This window comes from Clostridium sp. JS66 (assembly GCF_033561535.1).
Taxonomy (GTDB): domain Bacteria; phylum Bacillota; class Clostridia; order Clostridiales; family Clostridiaceae; genus Clostridium_AM; species Clostridium_AM carboxidivorans.
In genome coordinates this window covers 4936465-4958760 of record NZ_CP131467.1, presented here as the reverse complement: position 1 = coordinate 4958760, position 22296 = coordinate 4936465, and the positions used below count along the sequence as shown (strand labels likewise).

23 protein-coding genes are annotated in these 22296 nt (G+C 29.5%); 20 read left to right on the top strand and 3 right to left on the bottom strand.

All coding sequences use genetic code 11. The features are described 5' to 3' along the window. The first annotated feature begins 37 nt into the window (after nucleotides 1–37). The 3 genes from lepB (at nucleotide 38) to Q6H37_RS22820 (ending at nucleotide 2358) form a co-directional block, all read left to right on the top strand. Nucleotides 38–559, top strand: coding sequence for a signal peptidase I (gene lepB, locus Q6H37_RS22830; RefSeq protein ID WP_318736841.1), 522 nt, complete (start codon nucleotides 38–40; stop codon nucleotides 557–559). A gap of 34 nt (nucleotides 560–593) precedes the next feature. Further along, nucleotides 594–1436, top strand: a complete 843-nt coding sequence (ylqF, locus tag Q6H37_RS22825) for a ribosome biogenesis GTPase YlqF (protein ID WP_318736840.1) — start codon at nucleotides 594–596, stop codon at nucleotides 1434–1436. A gap of 121 nt (nucleotides 1437–1557) precedes the next feature. Continuing rightward, nucleotides 1558–2358 (top strand): ribonuclease HII, encoded by an 801-nt coding sequence (locus Q6H37_RS22820; RefSeq protein WP_318743128.1) that lies wholly within the window; start codon nucleotides 1558–1560, stop codon nucleotides 2356–2358. Between the two features lie 88 nt (nucleotides 2359–2446). On the opposite strand, the gene Q6H37_RS22815 is transcribed toward Q6H37_RS22820, so the two are convergent. Then, nucleotides 2447–2815, bottom strand: coding sequence for a YraN family protein (locus tag Q6H37_RS22815; protein ID WP_318736839.1), 369 nt, complete (start codon nucleotides 2813–2815; stop codon nucleotides 2447–2449). A 327-nt stretch (nucleotides 2816–3142) separates the two neighbouring features. Between Q6H37_RS22815 and Q6H37_RS22810 the strand changes: the two genes are divergently transcribed. Further along, complete coding sequence (locus Q6H37_RS22810) at nucleotides 3143–4660, top strand: YifB family Mg chelatase-like AAA ATPase (RefSeq protein WP_318736837.1); 1518 nt, start codon at nucleotides 3143–3145, stop codon at nucleotides 4658–4660. Between the two features lie 48 nt (nucleotides 4661–4708). Here the strand turns inward: Q6H37_RS22810 and Q6H37_RS22805 are convergent, their stop codons facing one another. Together Q6H37_RS22805 and Q6H37_RS22800 are read right to left on the bottom strand one after the other, a co-directional pair. Continuing rightward, entirely contained in the window at nucleotides 4709–5527 is an 819-nt protein-coding gene (locus Q6H37_RS22805) for a TIM barrel protein (RefSeq protein WP_318736835.1), read from the bottom strand. A gap of 12 nt (nucleotides 5528–5539) precedes the next feature. After that, a complete protein-coding gene (locus Q6H37_RS22800) occupies nucleotides 5540–6343 on the bottom strand; it encodes an MBL fold metallo-hydrolase (RefSeq protein WP_318736833.1) in 804 nt (267 codons plus the stop codon). A 323-nt stretch (nucleotides 6344–6666) separates the two neighbouring features. On the opposite strand from Q6H37_RS22800, the gene dprA reads away from it, so the two are divergent. From dprA to Q6H37_RS22720, 16 genes are all read left to right on the top strand, one after another. Further along, nucleotides 6667–7746, top strand: a complete 1080-nt coding sequence (gene dprA / locus Q6H37_RS22795) for a DNA-processing protein DprA (protein WP_318736831.1) — start codon at nucleotides 6667–6669, stop codon at nucleotides 7744–7746. 143 nt (nucleotides 7747–7889) lie between these two features. Next, nucleotides 7890–9995 carry a type I DNA topoisomerase gene (gene topA / locus Q6H37_RS22790; protein WP_318736829.1) on the top strand — a complete coding sequence of 702 codons (2106 nt, stop codon included), beginning with the start codon at nucleotides 7890–7892 and terminating at the stop codon, nucleotides 9993–9995. 250 nt (nucleotides 9996–10245) lie between these two features. Then, entirely contained in the window at nucleotides 10246–11022 is a 777-nt protein-coding gene (gene codY / locus Q6H37_RS22785) for a GTP-sensing pleiotropic transcriptional regulator CodY (protein ID WP_007060087.1), read from the top strand. Nucleotides 11023–11325: 303 nt separating this feature from the next. Then, nucleotides 11326–12027 (top strand): 30S ribosomal protein S2, encoded by a 702-nt coding sequence (gene rpsB / locus Q6H37_RS22780; protein ID WP_048029810.1) that lies wholly within the window; start codon nucleotides 11326–11328, stop codon nucleotides 12025–12027. A 75-nt stretch (nucleotides 12028–12102) separates the two neighbouring features. After that, complete coding sequence (gene tsf, locus Q6H37_RS22775; RefSeq protein WP_318736828.1) at nucleotides 12103–13023, top strand: translation elongation factor Ts; 921 nt, start codon at nucleotides 12103–12105, stop codon at nucleotides 13021–13023. A 129-nt stretch (nucleotides 13024–13152) separates the two neighbouring features. Further along, nucleotides 13153–13866, top strand: a complete 714-nt coding sequence (gene pyrH, locus Q6H37_RS22770; protein ID WP_007060083.1) for a UMP kinase — start codon at nucleotides 13153–13155, stop codon at nucleotides 13864–13866. A 21-nt stretch (nucleotides 13867–13887) separates the two neighbouring features. Continuing rightward, a complete protein-coding gene (gene frr, locus Q6H37_RS22765; RefSeq protein WP_007060082.1) occupies nucleotides 13888–14445 on the top strand; it encodes a ribosome recycling factor in 558 nt (185 codons plus the stop codon). 152 nt (nucleotides 14446–14597) lie between these two features. After that, nucleotides 14598–15302: an isoprenyl transferase gene (locus Q6H37_RS22760; protein ID WP_318743126.1), complete on the top strand. Its 705-nt coding sequence runs from the start codon at nucleotides 14598–14600 to the stop codon at nucleotides 15300–15302. 75 nt (nucleotides 15303–15377) lie between these two features. Then, on the top strand, nucleotides 15378–16175 hold the full coding sequence (locus tag Q6H37_RS22755) for a phosphatidate cytidylyltransferase (protein ID WP_318736825.1): 798 nt from the start codon (nucleotides 15378–15380) through the stop codon (nucleotides 16173–16175). Nucleotides 16176–16509: 334 nt separating this feature from the next. Further along, nucleotides 16510–17664: a 1-deoxy-D-xylulose-5-phosphate reductoisomerase gene (gene dxr, locus Q6H37_RS22750; RefSeq protein WP_318736823.1), complete on the top strand. Its 1155-nt coding sequence runs from the start codon at nucleotides 16510–16512 to the stop codon at nucleotides 17662–17664. A 50-nt stretch (nucleotides 17665–17714) separates the two neighbouring features. Further along, nucleotides 17715–18725, top strand: coding sequence for an RIP metalloprotease RseP (gene rseP, locus Q6H37_RS22745; protein WP_318736822.1), 1011 nt, complete (start codon nucleotides 17715–17717; stop codon nucleotides 18723–18725). A gap of 115 nt (nucleotides 18726–18840) precedes the next feature. Then, a complete protein-coding gene (ispG, locus tag Q6H37_RS22740) occupies nucleotides 18841–19890 on the top strand; it encodes a flavodoxin-dependent (E)-4-hydroxy-3-methylbut-2-enyl-diphosphate synthase (RefSeq protein WP_318736821.1) in 1050 nt (349 codons plus the stop codon). 218 nt (nucleotides 19891–20108) lie between these two features. Next, nucleotides 20109–20573, top strand: coding sequence for a ribosome maturation factor RimP (gene rimP, locus Q6H37_RS22735; protein WP_007060076.1), 465 nt, complete (start codon nucleotides 20109–20111; stop codon nucleotides 20571–20573). Between the two features lie 17 nt (nucleotides 20574–20590). After that, on the top strand, nucleotides 20591–21697 hold the full coding sequence (nusA, locus tag Q6H37_RS22730; RefSeq protein ID WP_007060075.1) for a transcription termination factor NusA: 1107 nt from the start codon (nucleotides 20591–20593) through the stop codon (nucleotides 21695–21697). A 23-nt stretch (nucleotides 21698–21720) separates the two neighbouring features. After that, nucleotides 21721–21990 carry an RNase P modulator RnpM gene (gene rnpM, locus Q6H37_RS22725; protein ID WP_007060074.1) on the top strand — a complete coding sequence of 90 codons (270 nt, stop codon included), beginning with the start codon at nucleotides 21721–21723 and terminating at the stop codon, nucleotides 21988–21990. Next, nucleotides 21980–22294, top strand: coding sequence for a ribosomal L7Ae/L30e/S12e/Gadd45 family protein (locus Q6H37_RS22720; protein ID WP_318736818.1), 315 nt, complete (start codon nucleotides 21980–21982; stop codon nucleotides 22292–22294). Before rnpM ends, Q6H37_RS22720 begins: the two co-directional genes overlap by 11 nt. Nucleotides 22295–22296 lie beyond the last annotated feature (2 nt).

The window sequence follows — 22296 nt, the reverse complement described above, 5'->3', positions numbered from 1 at the left end:
AAGTCCCTTTTTTGCATATTGGGGTGGTGTGAAAATTTTGGTAAAAGAGTTAATAGAACTTGGTAAGTCAGTAATTATAGCTATAATAGCTGCGTTTCTAATAATAACATTTGTGTTTGAGACTGTAAGTGTTGATGGTCATTCTATGGATCCAACTTTAGCTAACAAAGATAGGTTAATAGTAGAAAAAGTAACATATTACTTTAGTAAACCAAAGCCTGGAGATATAGTTGTAATAAAATATCCAGCGGATCCAAAGGAAAAATTTATAAAAAGAGTAATAGGTATAGCTGGAGATAGAGTAAAAATAGAGAATAATAAGGTTTATATAAATGATAAGCCTCAGGATGAAAATTATATACTTGAACAAAATATGCGCGATTTTAGTGAAGTAACAGTTCCAGATGGCACTATATTTGTATTAGGTGATAACAGGAACAATAGTAGAGATAGTAGATATTCAGATGTAGGGTTTGTAAAATATAATATGGTGGTAGGAAGAGCTGCATTACGAATTTACCCATTTAGTAAATTTGGGAGTTTGTACAAATCAAAATAGGTAAATTTATGCATAAGAAAGGATAAGATAAAATATGGCTATAAATTGGTTTCCAGGTCATATGGCCAAAACTAGAAGAGAGATAAAAGAAAACTTAAAATTAGTAGATGCTATAATAGAGATCAGAGATGCAAGAATAGTAAGGTCTAGTAAAAATCCAGATATAGATGATCTATGTGGTAATAAGCCTAGAATAATACTGCTAAATAAAAGTGATCTGAGTGAAGAAAAAGTAACTAAGGAATGGATAAAAACACTTTCTAAAGACAATATAAGAGTTCTAACTGTAAATTGTATTACAGGTGAAGGATTAAAAGGTATTAGAGCAGTAGTAAATGAACTTTTGCAAGAGAAACATGAAAGAATGAAAGCAAAGGGTATTGTTAATATAACAGATAGAGTTATGGTAGTTGGAATACCTAATGTAGGAAAATCATCTTTTATAAATAAAATTGCAAAAAGCAGTATAGCCAAAACTGGAGATAGGCCTGGAGTTACTAGAAGCAGGCAGTGGATAAAGACTAAAATAGGTATTGAGCTTATGGATACTCCAGGAATTTTATGGCCTAAACTTGAAAGTGAGGAAACTCAACTGAATCTTGCATTTACGGGAGCAATAAAAGATGAAGTAATGGATATTGAAGAATTAGCATTAAAGCTTGTAGAAAAGCTTCAAAATGAATATCCACAAAAGTTAATGGAAAGATATAAGCTTAAGGAATTAAGTGAAACACCATTGGACAATATGGATAACATAGGAAGAAAAAGAGGAGCTGTAATAGCTAGAGGTGAGATAGATTATAATAGGGTGGCAGTAATGCTTTTAGATGAATTTAGAGGTGGAAAAATAGGGCATATTTCTCTTGAAACACCCTAAAAAGTGAAAGACAGTTTATAGAAAGTGGAGATATTCAATTATGAATGAGAGCATACAAGATAATCATAATGAATTTTATGGTATAGAACAAAAGATATTTACGGAAATTAGTAATTTAAAAATGAAGGATATTAAGTTTTATACTGACTATTTGAAGAAAAACTATTTCCATATTGAAAAAGATAGATTAGGCAAAGTACTAGAATGTCTAAATAGAGATGGCAGGAAAAATGTACAGCTTTTGGCACAAAGTTTAAGTAAATTTTCAGTTAAACAGGAAAATGAATTGATTAGGGTTAAATCTATGTATAGCTTTGATAAGAATTTTGGAAATTATGTATATATAGCTGGAGTAGATGAAGTAGGTAGAGGACCTTTGGCAGGACCAATAGCAGCTGGTTCAGTAGTTTTAAATTTAAGGTCTCACGATTTCAAAGATCTATTACTTGGCATTAAAGATTCTAAAAAGCTTTCACATGATACTAGAGAAAGACTGTCAAAACTTATAAAAGCTAAATCTATAAGTTATAATATTTCGGTTATAAATAATGCAGAAATAGATGAAAGAGGAATAGCATGGTGCAATAATGAAGTGCTTAGAAGAGCAGCTTCTGGATTAAAGATTGCACCGGATTTAGTGCTTTCAGATGGTTATGCTGTAAAAAATTTAAATATAGAAAATGAATTTGTAATAAAAGGAGATGCTAAAAGTGCTAGTATAGCATGTGCATCTATAATAGCAAAAGTTTATAGGGATAATTTAATGCAGGAATATGCTAAGATATATCCGCAGTACGGATTTGAAAGAAATTCAGGTTATGGCACAGAAGAACATATTGAGGCCATAAAGAAATATGGAATTTGCAAAATACATAGAAAAAGCTTTCTAAAAAATATTTTACCACATAATTGCATAATCTAATATTTGAAACAAAAAATTATTCTCCACGTTTATAAAAACATAAAGGTTGTAAACAATATTAAGCATATGAATTTTATCATATGCTTTTTTACATTTGAAAAGCATCTTTAATAAGTCTTATAGATGGGATGTTATTAGAATTGTTTAATATAATTTCTATAACATCAAATCTAAAGTTAAATTTAAAAAGCTTCTTTTTCATTATATAAATTTCTGCAGTTTTATATATTTTGTGCTGCTTAGAATAAGTTACAGCTTCGCAAGGATTACCATATAATGAACCATATCTAGTTTTTACTTCTATGAAGCAAATATAATTGCCATCACGTCCAATTATATCTATTTCACCTATTTTACATCTAAAATTTCTGTCTAATATGGTGTAACCAATTTGTCTTAGATAATTGTCAGCAATATCTTCGCCCAGGAAACCTATTTCCTTGTTAAAAGAATGCATAAATTTGCTCCTTTCGAAAAATATATTATATTGTTCATTTTAACCAATAAATTCATAAAAATCCATATAAAAGTGCAAATATTAATGAAAAGAGTTTAAATTTTTAAATGCTGTAAAATGATTATATTTGTTGATGTGAAAAATTAATTCATTAAGATACATAAGTAAACTTTATATAAATTTACAAACCACTTAACAAATTAATATATATTAATTTTAACAATATTAATTAGTGTTGTAAATATAATCTTTACAGTAAAGATTATACATTGAAAAAATGAATATAAATGGATATCGATGTTAATAATTAAGCTGAGGTGATATCCAATGACAATTAAAATAAATTCTGCCACATTTACTGGTATAGAAGGTGTAGTAGTGTCTGTAGAGGTAGATATTGCAAGAGGAATGCCGTGTTTTAATATAGTTGGACTTGCTGATACTTCTGTTAAAGAATCTAAGGATAGAGTAAGAGCTGCAATAGTAAATTCAGGCTTTGATTTCCCGGTAAATAGAATAACTGTTAATTTAGCTCCTGCAGATATAAAAAAGGAAGGAGCTCTATTTGATTTGCCTATAGCGATAGGTATTTTAGCAGCTACAGAACAGATAAATTTTGAAGATACTGAGAATTTTCTCATAATGGGTGAACTGTCCCTTTCAGGACAATTGAAAAAGGTTAAAGGAATATTACCTATTGCAATTGAAGGGTTAAAAAATAATATATATAGTTTTATCTTGCCAATGGAAAATGCGGAAGAGTGTTCAGTAGTTAAAAAAAGCAATGTATATCCATTTAGTAATTTGAAAGAAGTTATAGGATATATTAAGTATAGGGACTTAGTACCATATGAATATAAAAGTATAGGTTACAATAGAAAAAGTTTATTAAATTTTGAGGATATACTAGGTCAAGAAAGCTGTAAAAGAGCTGTAGAAGTTGCTGCAGCTGGAAATCACAATTTACTTATGATAGGTCCACCTGGTTCTGGAAAAACTATGATTGCACAGAGAATACCAAGTATACTCCCTCCTTTAAATTATGAAGAAGCATTAGAGGTAACTAAAATTTATAGTGTTTCTGGAAATTTGAAAGATGCTAAAGGGTTAGTAAGAGAAAGACCCTTTAGAAATCCTCATCATACAACCACATGTGCTGCTTTAGTTGGTGGAGGGAGAAAACTTATGCCAGGAGAAGTATCGCTTGCACATAATGGTGTTTTATTTCTAGATGAAGTTCTGGAATTTAAAAAATATGTTTTAGAGGTTTTAAGGCAACCTCTTGAAGATAGAACAGTAAAAATATGCAGAGCTTCTGGAACCGTATCATATCCTTGTAATTGCATGACTATATTTTCCATGAATCCATGTCCGTGTGGATTCTATGGATCAGATAAGCAGTGTGTTTGTAGTGAATACGAGAGAAAAAGGTATATGCATAAGTTATCTGGACCTATGCTTGATAGAATAGATATATTTACTTTTGTAAAGTCCTTATCTTATGAGGAATTAAAAAATAAACCTAAAGGTGAATCATCTGAAGTCATAAGAAATAGAATACAAAAATGCAGGAAAATACAGCAAAATAGATTTAAAAATGAGAATATATTTTGCAATTCCCAAATGAGTAGCAAGCTAATAAGAAAGTATTGTAAGTTAGATAATAAATCCAGTAAAATAATAGAGAAAATTTACAATAAGTACGCTTTGAGTACAAGAGCTTATACCAGAATTTTAAAAGTAGCTAGAACTATAGCGGATTTAGATGAAAGTGAATCTATTAAAGAAATTCATATTATAGAAGCGCTTCAGTATAGAAAATTTTTAAATAAGGAAATAATTTAATTTATAGCATAAGCATAATACGAAGCTTTGCTTCGCATTATGCTTATTTTAAAAACTATTATACATTTCTTTAAGCAGAAGGGCATCCTTTTCTAAAATAGGGCTTTCGCATATGATACAGCCTTTTACATCAAATTTTTTTAAGGCCTTTAAGCAAGCCGCATAATTAAAATCACTTTCTTGAAGTGGAAGATGGGTTCTTTCCCCCTTTGCAGTATAATTTATGCCAGATAAATGGATATGGATATCTTCTAAAGCACTTCTTCCTAATTCATCTTCAATGTATTTAAGAATAGATTCAAAACCTTCATAGTCTTTTAAAATTCCATTAAATCTAGCATGAATATGTGAAAAATCTATGCACAATTTGCAGTGATTGATTTCTTTACATAGAGAAACTAATTCTTTCAAATCACCAAATTGAGTACCTTTACCGGTGGTTTCTAACCTATAATCTACACCTAAATAAGGCAACTTGGTTAAATTATTTTTTATGGTATTAAAGGTTTCTTCTTTTGAGTCCTTTAAATAGAAACCTGGATGAAAAATTAGACTTTTACCTTCAACTTTTAATAGACCTTGGGCACCTTTAACTATTCTTTCCATAGATTGTTCTTGCTTTTCTTTTTCATCAGCATTTAAATTTATGTAATAGGAACCGTGAGCAGAAAGATAAAAATCATTATCTATTTTTGCTTTTAATATTTTATCTTTATTTTTATCTGTAACATTTACAGATCGTACAAAAGGTAGTTCTATTGCATCTAAACCTATAGATTTTAAATAAATTATGCTTGATTCATAATTAAATTTTTTACTTCCATCTCCAATAGGTGTACCAGATATACCAAATAACAATTTCTCCATGGTTAACCCTCCTTAAAGATTTATTATTTCTAGATCGTTAGGTACTAATATATTTCCACTAAAAAATTTTTTACCTTCTTCTGTATAAAGTTCTTTTTTGTTCATAAGATTTTTATCCTCAGAATGATATAAAATCACATTTTTAACATTTAATTTAGAGGCATTTTCACAAGCATCTTTTACTGTTGAATGAAATTTTTCATAAGGTTTGAATATATGCTTTTGGGAATATAAACAAAAAGCTTCATGCAATAAGTAGTCAACTTTATAAGCATATTTGAAGAGTGGGTCCTTATAAGGTTCATCACCTAAGAAGGTTAAGTTTTTTCCATTTTCCAAATTTAAATTGAAGCCAAATTGTAACTGCTTGTTACTTCCAATGTCAAAAAAGTTTACATCCCAATTGAGTATTTTAAAAAAACTATTATTTTCTATTTCTTTAAAGAGGATTCTATTATCTATAAAGTTTGTAAATTTCTTTTGAAGAAGTAAATCGCAAATAGTTCGTATTACTTTTATTACTTCTTTATGAGCATATATGTATAAATTATTTTGGTAGCTTTCATTTAAAATTTTTTGAGCCACAGCTCTTATAATCCAAATAATACCTGTTATGTGATCATTATGACTATGAGATATAAAAACATGGTGGATATTATCAATAGATATATTGGTACTTTCTAAATTGGATAAAATAGTATTACCACCACCAGTATCTATTAGAAAATGTTCTTTGTCATTTGAAAGAGTAAAACATGTATTATAACATTTTGTAACCATAGCAGAACCTGTACCTAATATAGTTAATTTTTCCAAAGTAAAAATCTCCTTCCTTAATACAAAACCTTCATCAAGTAATTCTTAGACTCAGGTGAAGTTTGCCTGTGAGGAATACCTCTCTCCATCTGAGTCTTAGAAGAACTTATCCAGGCGCGTAGCAGTGCTTATCCACCACTTGAAGAAGTGGCTGGATTAGCAATGGTAGCGGTCGGATAAATAATTGTTTCAAACAAATAATAATATAACATATAAATAAAAAAATATGAATAAAAATGTTTTTATAGATTTTTGTGAATAAAAAACAAGAATTATGACAACAATTTTACATATTAATTATATGTTTTTGAAAGGGGACCAAAATGAATATTTATGATTTATGGTTTAGTTCTATACAATTATCAAATAGAATAAAGCTGTTACTATTAAAAAATATGATAAATACTGAACAGCTATGGAATTATACCTTCTATGTAAAAGATAGTATAACTATTAATGAAAAAATTAGATATTATTTAAAAAAAGCATGGGATAAAGTTCAGTTAGAATCTTTATATACATATCTTTCAAGTAAAGGGATTGGAACTGTAGTTTTTAATGAAAAAGTATATCCTAAAAATTTAAAAAATATCATAGATGCACCTGCAATAATTTTTTATAAAGGCGATATAAATGGTGTAAGTAAAAAATTATCAGTTGGAATTGTAGGTTCTAGAAATTGCAGTGTTTATGGAGAAAATGTTGCAGAAATCATAAGTAAGGAACTTTCCATAGATGGAATGAATATAGTGAGTGGCATGGCTAGAGGTATAGATAGCTTTGCTCACAAAGCATGTTTAAAGCAGAGAGGATATACTTGTGCGGTATTGGGATCTGGAATAGATGTAGTATATCCTAAAGAAAATAAAAAAATATACGATAAAATTTCAGAAAACGGTTGTGTATTATCGGAATTTTTACCAGGAACAAAGCCATTATCAAGAAATTTTCCAATAAGAAACAGAATAATAAGTGGCCTTAGCGATTTGATAATTGTAGTTGAAGCTGGAGAAAAAAGTGGATCCCTTATAACTGCAGAATTGGCTTTAGATCAAGGAAAGGACGTTGTAGCTGTTCCGGGAACAATCTTTTCAGATCAAAGTAAAGGAACTAATAAATTGATTAGAGATGGAGCGTACATATTTACTGGTTTTGAAGATTTATTTCAAATATTAAATATGAAATATGTACGTCAAAACTCTAAAAAATTGAAAGAAATGACAAGTATAGAAAAAAAAATTTATGATAGCATAACTGATACTCCGGCTCATATAGACGATATATTTGAAAGAACTAATGTTGACATAAAACAATTATATGAGGTATTATTTGAATTGCAGCTTAGAGATGAAGTAATATGTATTTCGGGAAATTATTATGCTAGGATAAATAAAGCGCTGTAAAAACATTAATGTAGCAAAATCAGGTATATTTATTTAGATAGGGAATAGTATTTAGTAAATGTAAAGAAAATAAGCAATATAAGTGTAGTTCAAAACGAGGGGGTGTGAAAACTCTGGTGTAAAATAATTCATCGGAGCACAAAATGGGACAAAAATTAGTTATAGTAGAATCACCGGCAAAAGCCAAGACTATAGGAAAATATTTAGGTAAAAACTATATAGTAGAGGCATCTATGGGACATGTAAGGGATCTTCCCAAAAGTCAATTGGGAGTTGATATAGATAATAATTATAATCCTAAATATATAACTATAAGAGGTAAAGGGGAATTATTAGATAAATTAAAAAAGGAAGCAAAAAAAAGTGACAAAATATACCTTGCAACCGACCCTGATAGAGAAGGAGAAGCTATTTCATGGCATTTATCCCACGTACTTAAATTAGACGAAGATGATAAGTGTAGAATAGAATTTCATGAGATAACAAAAAATGCTATAAAAAGTGCAATTAAAGAGCCAAGAAAAATAAATGTGGATTTAGTTAATGCGCAGCAGGCAAGAAGAGTTTTAGACAGATTGGTTGGATACAAAATAAGCCCAATTTTATGGAGAAAAGTAAAGTGGGGATTAAGTGCAGGAAGAGTTCAATCTGTTACTTTAAAAATGGTATGTGATAGAGAAAAGGAAATAGAAAACTTTGTAGCAAAAGAATACTGGACTGTAGAATGTGAATTAACTAAAAATAAAACTAAAAAATCTTTTAAAGTTAAATTAAGTACTTTTAACAAGAAAAAAATAGAAATAGGAACAAAAGAAGAAGTTGATAAAGTAATAGAAGAGCTTAATGGTGGAGAATTTCTAGTTAAGGGTATTAAGAAAACGTCAAAAAATAAAAATCCATTAGCTCCATTTACAACCAGTACTTTGCAGCAGGATGCTTATAAAAAGTTAAATTTTGCAACTAAAAGAACTATGTCAATAGCACAGCAATTGTATGAAGGTATTGACATAAAAGGTTATGGGACAGTGGGTCTTATAACATATATGAGAACAGATTCAGTTAGAATAGCTGATGAAGCACAAGAAGCTTGTAAGAATTTTATTAATAAAAGCTTTGGTGAAAACTATGTGCCAAAACAACCTAGAGTGTTTAAAGGAAAGAAAAATGCACAGGATGCACATGAAGCAATAAGACCAACTAATGTTGAGATAACTCCTCAAATTGCTAAAGAAAGTTTAAAGGATGAGCAATATAAATTATATACATTGATATGGAATAGATTTGTAGCAAGTCAAATGTCTTCTTGTATAATGGATATTACATCTGTTAGCATAGAAAATGGTAAGTATTTACTTAAGGCAAGTGGTTCTTTAGTGAAATTCGATGGATTTATGAAAGTATATGAATATGCAACAGAAGAAGAAAAAGAAGATATAAATTTACCTTTACTAGAAGAGGGCGAATTGCTTCAAAAAAAGAATATAGAAGGTAAACAACACTTCACTCAACCGCCAGCTAGGTATTCAGAAGCTACTGTTGTAAAAACCCTAGAAGAAAAAGGTATAGGAAGACCAAGTACTTATGCTCCAATTATATCTACACTATTGGATAGAAAATATGTGGAACGTGAGAAGAAGACTTTAAAACCAACGGAACTTGGCTATATAGTAAACAATATAGTTAGTGAGTATTTTAAACAGATAGTAGATGAAGAATTTACAGCAGAGATGGAAGAAAAGCTAGATTATGTTGAAGAAGGAAAACAAAATTGGAATACAGTAGTAAATGAGTTTTTTACTCCATTAAAGGATGCTATAGATATAGCTGAAAAAGAAGTAGCTAAAGTTACTATAGAAGATAAAGTTACAGATATAAAATGTGAAAAGTGTGGAAAATTCATGGTTATAAAACATGGTAGATTTGGAGATTTTCTTGCATGTCCTGGTTATCCTGATTGTAAAAACACTAAAGCCATAGTGGAGGAATTAGATGTAAAATGTCCTAAATGTGGTGGAAATATTTTAATTAAAAGAAGTAAAAAAGGAAGAAAATTCTATGGATGCAGCAATTATCCAGATTGTGATTTTGTAAGTTGGCTTGAGCCTGTTTCCCAAAAGTGCTCTGTTTGTGGAAATTATATGGTAAAAAAACATAGTAAGAGTAAAGGTGATTATTTGCAGTGTTCTAATAATGAATGCAAGAATATAGAAGATATAGCAGAGAATCAGAGCAATAGTGAAAATAAATAAAGGTTATTAACTAAAATGTCGAAATTTATAAAATTGATGTTGAAAAGTAATAATTATTATGTTATCATGATTAGAGAATGGACAATAATTCTAAATATTTTAAAAAGTCTAAATTATTAATACAATAACTCATATTTGTTTAAGTCTTTAATAATTGAAGAAAAAAATTCATATAATTAAATTGAGCACAGATAGATGTATAAGTAATAATGGTTAGGACTAGTATAAAAATAAAAAAGGAGGAATACAAATGACATCATTGTTAAATAAAACAAGAATGTTAAATAAAATATTACAAAAATCAGGAACAGAACCAGTTGTTTTTGATGACATATGCAACTTATTAAGTGAAGTGTTATCTTGTAATGTTTATATAATAAGCAGAAAAGGAAAAGTACTTGGATATAACTTTTCAACAGGTTTTGAATGTGAAACAGTTAAAGAGAAAGTTTTAAGTGAAATGAGATTTCCAGAAGGATACAATAACAAATTACTTAATATTCATGAAACACTTTCAAATTTAACTAACCATGGTATTTGTGTTTATGATGAAAGTGAACCTTGTGCCATAAAAAATAAGCTAACAACTATAGTACCTATAAATGGGAATAGGGAGAGATTAGGTACATTGATGCTTGCAAGGTTTGATGAAAACTTTACAGATGAAGATTTAATATTATCTGAATATAGTGCTACCATCATAGGCCTTGAAATACTAAGAGCTAAACACGATGAAATAGAAGAAGAAGCAAGAAAAAAGGCAGTAGTACAACTTGCAATAGGTACACTTTCTTATTCAGAATTAGAAGCTGTAGAACATATATTTAATGAATTAGATGGCAGCGAAGGGTTACTTGTTGCTTCTAAAATAGCAGATAAAGTTGGAATTACTAGATCTGTAATAGTAAATGCACTAAGAAAATTTGAAAGTGCTGGAGTTATTGAATCAAGATCATTAGGTATGAAGGGAACACACATAAGAATACTTAATGAAAAGTTATTAGACGAATTAAAGAAAATAAAATAGTGAATAAAATATTTTAAAAACCCACATGAATAAATCATGTGGGTTTAATAAATGAATTATTTAAAATTTTGTGTATTTTGTGTATTGGTATAAAAATTCATAAATTTGAAAATAATTTTAACAGAAGCAATAAGCTTTAAATGGTACATAAATTAAAATTTATTGTTGAATAGAGTCAATGCTTGTGATATACTACTAAGGTAAGAAAATACGCACATTATCCAATTTATAGAATAGTGCCTTGTTTTAAGGTGTTCTATAAATATGACGATAGTGGAGGTAAAAACTAGGAGGGAAAAATTTATGTCAGTTATTTCAATGAAACAATTATTAGAAGCAGGTGTTCACTTTGGACATCAAACAAGAAGATGGAACCCTAAAATGGCTCCATACATATTCACAGAAAGAAACGGAATATACATTATAGACTTACAGAAAACAGTTAAAAAGGTTGAAGAAGCTTATAATTTTATAAGAAGCGTTTCAGAAGAAGGAAAAGATGTTCTATTTGTTGGAACTAAAAAACAAGCTCAAGAAGCTATTCAAGAAGAAGCAAAGAGATCAGGAATGCACTTTGTTAATAATAGATGGCTTGGTGGAATGATGACTAACTTTACAACAATCAAGACTAGAATTGGAAAGTTAGAAGAATTAGAAAAGATGGAAGAAGACGGAACTTTTGAAGTTCTTCCTAAAAAAGAAGTTATAAAGCTTAAGAATGAAAAAGAAAAATTAGAGAAAAACTTAGGCGGAATAAAAGAAATGAATTCTGGAAATGTAGGAGCATTATTTATTGTTGATCCAAGAAAAGAAAAAAATGCTATATTAGAAGCTAAAATTCTTGGAATTCCAGTAGTAGCTATAGTTGATACAAACTGTGACCCAGATGAAGTTGATTACGTAATACCAGGAAATGATGATGCAATTAGAGCTGTAAAATTAATAACAGCTAAAATGGCAGATGCTATTATAGAAGGAAGACAGGGAGAACAACTAGCTGAGTAATTTGTGGAGGTAGATGAAGAAATAAGTTTTCTTCATTTACCTTTTAAATCAAGTTTGAATTAGGAGGAATTTACAATGATAACTGCACAGATGGTTAAAGAATTAAGAGAAAGAACTGGAGCAGGCATGATGGACTGCAAAAAAGCTTTAAATGAATCTAATGGAGATACAGAAAAAGCTGTTGAAATATTAAGAGAAAAAGGTTTAGCAGCTGCTGCTAAAAAATCTGGAAGAATAGCTGCTGAAGGTTTAGTAAAAACTTTTGTTTCAGAAGATGGAAAGCTTGCTTCAATAGTAGAAGTTAACTGTGAAACAGATTTTGTTTCAGTTAATGATGCTTTTGTAGGATTTGCTGATAATGTTGCAAAACAAGCAGCTAATACAAATGCTACTACAATAGAAAGCTTCTTAGAAGAAAAATACATAGCAAATGAAGAAAAGACAGTTCAAGGTGCTGTAACAGACTTAATAGCAAAACTTGGAGAAAATATGGCAGTAAGAAGATTTGAAAAATTTTCTGTTGAAAATGGAGTAATTGAAAGCTACATCCACGGTGGCGGAAGAATTGGAGTTCTTGTAAAACTTGAATGTGAAAAAGATAGTGAAGTTTTAAAAGAAATTGCTAAAGATGTTGCTATGCAAGTTGCTGCAACAAATCCATTATTCTTAAATAAGGATTCAGTTGACAATGAATCTTTAGAAAAAGAAAAAGAAATATACAGAGTTCAGGCATTAAATGAAGGAAAACCAGAAAAAATCGTTGAAAAAATGGTTATGGGAAGAATTCAAAAATACTATAAAGAAAATTGTTTAGTAGAGCAGGTTTGGGTAAAAGATTCAGACCTTACTATTCAAAAATATCTTCAAGCAAAATCAAAAGAAGTTGGAGCTCCAATAACAATAGCTTCTTTTGTAAGATTTGAAAAAGGTGAAGGTATAGAAAAGAAAGAAGAAAATTTTGCTGAAGAAGTTCAGAAGCAGATAGAAGGTAAATAGTAACTGAAAAGAGAACACTGCGTGTTCTCTTTTTTTAAGGTAGGATTCTATTAAGTTTTAAAAAGTTCATATAAAATAAAACTTAAAATTAAATAGTATGTAATTTTTTACAATTTGGAGGTATAATATATGTGTAAGCCTAGATATAAAAGAGTAATGTTGAAACTTTCAGGAGAAGCTTTAGCAGCAGACAAAGGTTATGGAATAGACTTCGATGTTACTAACAAGATAGCTGAAGAAATAAAAGCTTTAGTTGACATGGGAGTAGAAGTAGGTGCTGTTGTAGGTGCAGGAAACATTTGGAGAGGAAGAAGCGGTGAAGGAATGGACAGAACCACTGCTGATTATATGGGCATGCTTGCTACATGTATAAATGCTTTAGCACTTCAAGATTCTCTTGAAAATATTGGAGTTAACACAAGAGTTCAAACAGCAATAGAAATGAGAGAAGTAGCAGAGCCTTTTATAAGAAGGAGAGCTATGAGACATTTAGAAAAAAGCAGAGTAGTGATTTTTGGTGCTGGCACAGGAAATCCATATTTTTCAACAGATACTGCTGCAGCATTGAGAGCAGCTGAAATAGAAGCAGATGTTATACTTCTAGCTAAAAAAGTAGATGGCGTTTATGACAAAGATCCTCATCGATATTCAGACGCTGTAAAGTTCAATAAATTAAGTTACATAGAGGTATTAGAAAAAGGATTACAAGTTATGGATTCTACAGCAACATCATTATGTATGGATAATGATATTCCTATTCTAGTATTTGGATTAGATAATCCAGAAAATATAAGAAAAGCTATATTAGGCGAAGAAATTGGTACATTAGTTTGCAAAGAATAACAAAATAAGGAGGTATTTTCTATGATAAAAGACATAATGAAAAAAGCAGATGAAAAAATGAATAAAACTGTTGAAGCCTTAAAAAGGGAATTAGCTTCTATGAAGGCTGGAAGAGCTAATCCTGCTATGCTGGATAAAATAGAAGCAGAGTATTATGGAACCATGACTCCAATAAATCAGCTTGCAAACATATCAGTTCCAGAACCAAGGGTGCTTGCTATACAACCTTGGGATAAAGGATCGTTTAAAGCTATTGAAAAAGCTATATTAAAGTCAGATTTAGGAATAAACCCATCTAGTGATGGTGAAATGATTAGACTTGTTATTGCAGAACTTACAGAAGAAACAAGAAAGAATATTGTTAAGAATATAAAAAAAGATGGTGAAGATTCAAAAGTTGCTGTTAGATCAATTAGAAGAGATTGTAATGATAAGATAAAGGTATTGAAAAAAGAAAGTGATATATCAGAAGATGAAATTAAAAAAGCTGAAGACGAAATACAAAAAAAGACAGATGCTTTTATTAAGCAAGTAGATAAAATTGTGGAAGCTAAAGAAAAAGAGATTATGTCATTATAATTGCTTAAACCTGCGAATCCGCAGGTTTTTATTAACATATTAAGTTTAATTGTTATATTATACTTATGAATGGAGAATAGAATATGTTAAGTTTTTTTAAAGTTAAAAAGAATAATGAAAATAATGATGAAAATGATAAGATAGAAATTGATATGAACAACATTCCAAAACATATAGCTATAATAATGGATGGAAATGGCAGATGGGCAAGGGAAAGAAACCTTCCAAGAACTATGGGACATAAAGCAGGGGTAGAAGCTATAAGAGAAATTGTTAAGGAGGCAAGTACCTTAGGAGTAAAGTATTTGACTTTGTATGCTTTTTCAACAGAAAATTGGAAAAGACCTTCTGATGAGGTTGGTGCACTTATGAATTTACTTGTTCAATATTTAAAAAAAGAATTTAAAGAATTAAATAATAATAACGTTATTATAAATCATATAGGAGACATATCAAAATTACCATCAGCTTGCCAAAAAGAATTAATCGATGCCTATAATAATACAAAAAATAATACTGGACTAACTTTAAATTTAGCTTTGAATTATGGTGGAAGAAATGAGATAGTTCGTGCATTTAATCTTATATATGAGGATATAAAATCACATAAATTGAGTGAAAAATGTATAGATGAAACTGTTATATCAAAATATATGTATACTAGTAATATGCCTGATCCAGATTTAATAATAAGGCCAAGTGGTGAGCAGAGACTCAGTAACTTTTTGTTATGGCAGTGTGCTTACTCAGAATTTTGGTATTCAAATATAAAATGGCCTGATTTTGGAAAAAAGGATTTGCATAAAGCAATATATGATTATCAAAATAGAGATAGAAGATTTGGAGGAGTAAAATAAAATTTGGAATTTATCTAAATCTTATTTGAACTGATAGTCATAGGATAAAAAACCTATAGCTTAGGAGATGATGGCGTGAATAATAGATATATTGGAGCAGTTATATTAGCACCTTTTCTTATATTTCTATTTTTAGGAGGAGTATATTTAAAGTTTGCAGTTATGCTTTTATCTTTATTGGGAATGTATGAATTTTATAAAGTAGTTAAAGAAAAAGATATTAATGCTATAAGTTTAATAGGATATCTATTGTGTATAGTTTATTATATAAGTTTAAATGCAGAGATCAATTTAAAGCTTACATTTTTTATGATTATAATAGCTGTCTTTATTTTGATGTGTATACCTGTGCTGAATTTAAAATATAATTTTATAGATGTGTCTATAACTATATTTGCTTTCTTGTATATAGCTGTATTTTTTAGCTTTATTGTATTAGTAGATAATAAGCCTTATGGAAAATATTTGGTGTGGCTCATATTTCTTGCTTCTTGGCTTTGTGATACTTTTGCCTATTATGCGGGTAAGGCTTTTGGTAAAACAAAATTATGTCCAAAAGTAAGTCCTAAGAAGACTGTAGAAGGTTCATTAGGTGGAATTTTAGGAAGTATTATATGTTGTGGAATATTTGGATTAGTACTCAATTTAAAGGGAATTAATATACCTGTTTATAACTTTTTTATTATTGGTGCATTTTGTGGCACTATTTGTCAGCTCGGAGATCTTACTGCATCGTCAATAAAAAGATATGTAGGAGTAAAAGATTATAGTAATTTAATTCCTGGACATGGCGGAATACTAGATAGATTTGATAGCATATTATTCTCATCTGTTGTTGTATATTATTACTTAACATTTGCAATAGGAATGTAATAAAAATATTGATGTTATAGTCACATATAAATAAAGTTTTTTGTATGTTAAAAAATTAAAATTTTGATATACAGAAATTAATACATAAAGCATACTATAGTGTGAATTTTTATAGAATATTTAAAATTCCACTATAGTATGCTTTTTGTATGGATTATATTTTAAAATTTTGTAGACAATATTTATGATTACTTTATTTTGAGATATAAATATGATATAGTTAATCATGTTACTAATTGAAATTAATTTAAGTGATGTTTAGATAAATGTGAAAGAAGACTACTTGACAGTACTTATTTTAATGGAAGTTTGACATATGTAGGGAGATGATGGCATGAAAAATATAGCTGTACTTGGAGCAACAGGATCTATAGGAACACAAACTATGCAGGTTATAAGACAACAAAGTGAAGAGTTTAAATTAATAGCTGTTTCAGCTAATACAAGTTCACATAAAATAATAGATATTATTGAAGAATTTAAACCACTTTATGCGGTACTAATGGATAGAAATGCTTTTAATGAAGTTAGAAAATATTGCAGTGATAAAAGAATAAATACGGAAATACTAATTGGAATAGAAGGACTAAACACAATAAGTACATTACCAGAAGTGGACATGGTAGTTACATCTGTAGTTGGTATGATTGGATTAACTCCAACACTAAAAGCTATTGAAGCAGGTAAAGATATAGCGTTAGCTAATAAAGAAACTTTGGTAGCAGCAGGCAAGTTAGTTATGGATGAAGCACAAAAACATAAAGTGAGAATATTACCTGTAGATTCTGAGCATGGAGCCATTTTCCAATGTTTGCAAGGCAATGATAAGTCATCAGTAAACAAAATATTACTTACTGCTTCAGGAGGACCATTTAGGGGAAAAAGAAAAGAAGATCTTTTAAATGTTACAGTAGATAATGCATTAAAACATCCGAGATGGAAAATGGGAAGAAAAATATCTATTGATTCAGCTACTCTTATGAACAAAGGATTAGAGGTTATAGAGGCTCATTGGCTTTTTGATGTAGATTATGATAATATTCAAGTTATAGTTCATCCTGAAAGTATAATACATTCCATGGTTGAATATATAGATGGAAGTGTCATAGCACAATTGGCTAGTGCAGATATGAAATTGCCAATACAGTATGCTCTAAATTATCCAAAACGCCAACAATGTGTAATAAAAAAGTTGGATTTTTATGATTTGAAAAGTTTAAGTTTTGAAAAGCCTGATTTAGATACTTTTAAGCCTTTAAAACTTGCATATGAAGCGGGTATTACAGGTGGAACGATGTCAGCTATATTAAATGCTGCTAATGAAGCTGCAGTAGAACTTTTCTTAAATAAGAAAATTGGATTTTTAGATATAGGAAACATATTAGAAGAATGTATGAATAAGTTTGAATCAAAGGAAAACTATATTTTGGAAGATATACTAGAAATAGATTCTAAAGTAAAAGAATATGTTAGTAGTAAAGTATATTAAATAAAAAAATAATTTATAGATAATTGCAATCTATAAAAGGAGGAATGTGTTTGTATATTATAGCCGCCATTATAACTTTTGGCATCTTGATTTTAATCCATGAACTTGGTCATTTTACACTGGCTAAACTAAATGGTATAAAAGTAGAAGAGTTTGCAATAGGCATGGGACCACAAATATTTAAAATAAATAGAAAAGAAACAGTGTATTCAATTAGGATACTTCCTATAGGTGGATATGTAAAAATGTTGGGAGATGAAGGTGAGTCCACAGACCCTAGAGCATTTAATAATAAAAGTCCTCTTCGTAAGCTTAGTGTTGTTTTAGCAGGACCAGTAATGAATTTTATATTGGGTATAGTACTTTTTGCTATTATAGCTGCGGCAAAAGGTTATTTATCTCCAATAGTCGATAAAGTAGTTCCCAACCAACCAGCAGCTGTTATGGGAATAAAAGCTGGTGATAAAATAGTGAAAGTTAACGGATCAAAAATTATAACATGGGAAGATTTTGAAACTCAAGTATACACTTCAGCGGGAAAACCTATGGATATAAGTTATGTCCGTAACGGTGAAATAAAGAATGTAAAACTAACACCTGTAAAAGATATGAAAGACAATAGATTTATTGTTGGTGTTTATGCTACGGCAATTGAAAAACCTACTATAGGTCAATCAGTATCTTATGGATTTATTGAAACTAATTCTCTAGTAAAACAAACTTTTTCTTTCATTGGATCTGCTTTTAAGGGAAAAGTTAGCAAAAATGATTTTGGTGGACCTGTAACTATAATAAAACTTTCAGGAGCAGCTGCTAAAGCGGGAATTTTAACTCTTACTGCGTTTGGAGCCTATATAACAGTACAACTTGGAATATTTAATCTTTTACCTATTCCAGCATTGGATGGTGGATATATATTCTTATTCCTATTTGAGCTAATTACAGGAAAAAAAGTAGATCAAAACAAAGTTGGAGTTATAAATTATGTAGGCTTTGCATTACTTATGGGATTGATGGTTTTAGTTACTATAAAAGATATACTTTATCCTATTAAGTTTTAGAAGAAATTAACAGATACACAAAGTACTTTAAATTAGAATTTTATATTGGGAATGGAGATTATCTTCATTCTCAATTTTAATTTTTTACATTATAATTTTTGTAGGAGATGAAGATATGAATAGAGTAAAAACTAAAAAAATTAAAGTTGGAAATACCTTCATTGGTGGAGATTCTGAGATTGCGGTTCAGTCCATGACTAATACAGATACTAGAAATGTAGAACAAACAGTGAAACAAATAAAGGAACTTCAAGAAGCTGGGTGTGATATAATAAGATGTGCTGTACCAGATATGGAAGCTGGTGAGGCTATAAAAAAAATAGTTAAAAGTATAAACATTCCTTTAGTATCAGATATACATTTTGATTATAAATTAGCGTTGAAATCTATAGAAAATGGAGTATCAGCACTTAGAATAAATCCTGGAAATATTGGAAGTATAGATAGAGTAAGAGAAGTGGCTAAAGCAGCTAAGGAAAAAAACATACCTATAAGAATAGGAGTAAATTCAGGTTCTCTTCAAAAAGACATATTAAATAAATATGGTAAGGTTTGTGCAGAAGCTTTAGTAGAAAGTGCTTTAGAGCATGTTAACATTTTGGAAAGTGTAAATTTTGATGATATTGCTATATCTATAAAATCTTCAAATGTAATTCAAATGATAGAAAGCTACAGGATGATATCAAAAAAAGTAAATTATCCACTACATCTTGGAGTTACTGAAGCAGGAACTATTTGGAGAGGAACAATTAAATCCAGCGTTGGCATAGGAACTCTTTTGTCAGAAGGTATAGGAGATACTATAAGAGTTTCTTTAACAGGAAATCCTGTTGAAGAAGTTAAAGTTGGAAGGGAGATATTAAAATCTTTAGGTTATCTAAATGAAGGAATAGAGTTTGTTTCCTGTCCTACATGTGGAAGAACCAGAATAGATTTAATAAAAATAGCAGAAGAAGTTGAAAAAAGGTTAGGTAATTGTAATAAAAATATCAAAGTAGCTGTAATGGGTTGTGTAGTAAACGGACCAGGAGAAGCTAGGGAAGCAGATATAGGTATAGCTGGTGGTAATGGTGAAGGACTTATATTTAAAAAGGGTGAAATTATTAAAAAGGTAGACGAGAAGGATTTAGTAAATGAACTCTTAAAGGAAATTGAAAGTATGTAGATGGCTTATACCAGTTGTTAACTTTTTCTTGAAATAACCAAAACAGTGTGTTAAAATGAATTTGGGAAATCTACAGAAGTTTATTGGAATTGTAGAGTGGGTTTACAGCCCGCTCTTTCTATTTGTAAAAAACGCAGCGTTAGTTGCGTTTTTAAATTAGGACAAAAAAGTTATTTTTTATGAAAAATTGCAGAACATACAGATAAGGAGGGATTATGATGAATAAAAAAATTTTAATAGATGAACTTACAAATCTAGTAAAGCCAATAGTAACTGAATTAAATTATGATTTATATTATTTGGAATTAGTAAGAGAAGGAAAAGACAACTATTTAAGAATATATATAGATAAAGAAAATGAAGGAATATCACTACAGGATTGTGAAAAAGTAAGTAGGGCAGTTAGTGAGATGTTAGATGTAAAAGACCCTATTAAAGAAGGATATTATTTAGAAGTTTCTTCACCAGGAATAGAGAGAATTTTGCATACAGATGAACATTTACAAAAATACACTGGAAATGATGTAGTAGTCAATATATCCGGATTATTAAATGGAAAGAAAAAGTACGAAGGTCAGTTAGTAAACTTTAATAATGAAGAGTTAAATATTAAGGTTGAAGATGAAGAAATATCTATTCCTAGGGAAAAAATTTCAACAGTTAATTTAAAAGGTGAATTTTAAGGAGGTTAAATGGAAAAATGAATCAGGAATTTATTGAAGCCTTAAAAGAAATAGTGAAAGAAAAAGGAATTAGTGAAGATTTATTATTTACGACTATAGAGGATGCATTAGTTGCTGCATACAAAAAAAATTATATAAATCAAGGCGGAAACAATCAAAATGTTAAGGTTACAATGAATAGGGAAAATGGAGAAATTCATGTTTATTCTCAGAAAACTGTAATTGATGAAGTGTTTGATGAAATAAATGAAATTTCTTTAGAAGAAGCTAAAAGTATAGATCCAAATTATGATATAGATGATGTAGTTAGCATAGAAGTTACACCTAAAAAATTTGGAAGAGTAGCTGCTCAAGCTGCTAAACAGGTTGTTATACAAAGAATAAAAGAAGAAGAAAGAAGAATTGTATACAATGATTTTATAGAAAAAGAAGATGACATAATAACAGGAGCAGTTATAAGAAAAGATAAAAACAATGTACTTGTAGACCTTGGTAAGACGGAAGCTGTTCTTGGACCAAATGAACAAATGCCTGGAGAAAAATATAATTTTAATGATAAAATAAAATTATATATTGTAGAAGTTAAAAATACTACAAAAGGTGCTCAAATAGTAATATCAAGGACACATCCAGGTCTTGTAAAAAGATTATTTGAACTTGAAGTTCCTGAAATATTTGATGGTACAGTTGAAATAAAATCTATTGCAAGAGAAGCAGGATCTAGAACTAAAATAGCTGTAAATTCAAATGATGAAAATGTAGATCCAATGGGAGCTTGCGTTGGACCAAAGGGAATAAGGGTTCAAAATATAGTAAATGAACTTAAAAATGAAAAAATAGATATCATCAAGTGGAGTAAATTACCAGAGGAGTATATAGCTAATGCTTTAAGTCCTGCAAAAGTAATAGATGTTACTTTAGATGAAGAAAACAAATTTGCTCAAATTGTAGTGGATGATAATCAATTATCACTAGCAATAGGAAAAGAAGGCCAAAATGTAAGATTGGCAGCAAAACTTACAGGATGGAAAATAGATATTAAAAGCAAATCTCAGGTGGAAACTGTTCCTGAAGTAGAAACTGTTTCTCAAGCAGAAGATATTTCTGATGAAGAAGATATCTAAATTTTAGGTGAGGTGGTTATAATATGAAGATGAAGAAAATACCACAGAGAATGTGCACAGGATGTATGGAGATGAAACCTAAAAAAGAGCTTATAAGAGTGGTAAAAAGTAAAGAAGATGAAGTGTCTGTGGATTTAACAGGTAAAAAGAATGGAAGAGGAGCTTATATTTGTAAAAGCAGCGAATGTTTAGAGAAGGCTTTTAAAAGTAAGAAGCTTGAAAAAAATCTTGAAACTAAGATAAGTGAAGAAATCTACAATAGATTAAAGGAAGAGATAGAAAATGGAAAATAAGTTTTTTCAATTTCTAGGATTAACAAAACGTGCAGGAAAAGTATTAGAAGGATATAATAAATGTGAAGATGCTTTAAAGAGAAGAAAAGCATATCTAATTATAATATCAGAAGATGCATCGCAAAATACAGTGAATAAATTTCTAAATTATAGTGAGAAATGTAAAATTCCTGTTTTACAGGGATATAATAAAGAAGATTTAGGAAAAGCTTTAGGTATGGAACAAATAAAAATTTTAGGTGTGTCTGATAAACGAATGAGTGAAAGGTTACTTGTCTTATGGAAAGAATGTGAAAAAATTTAGTT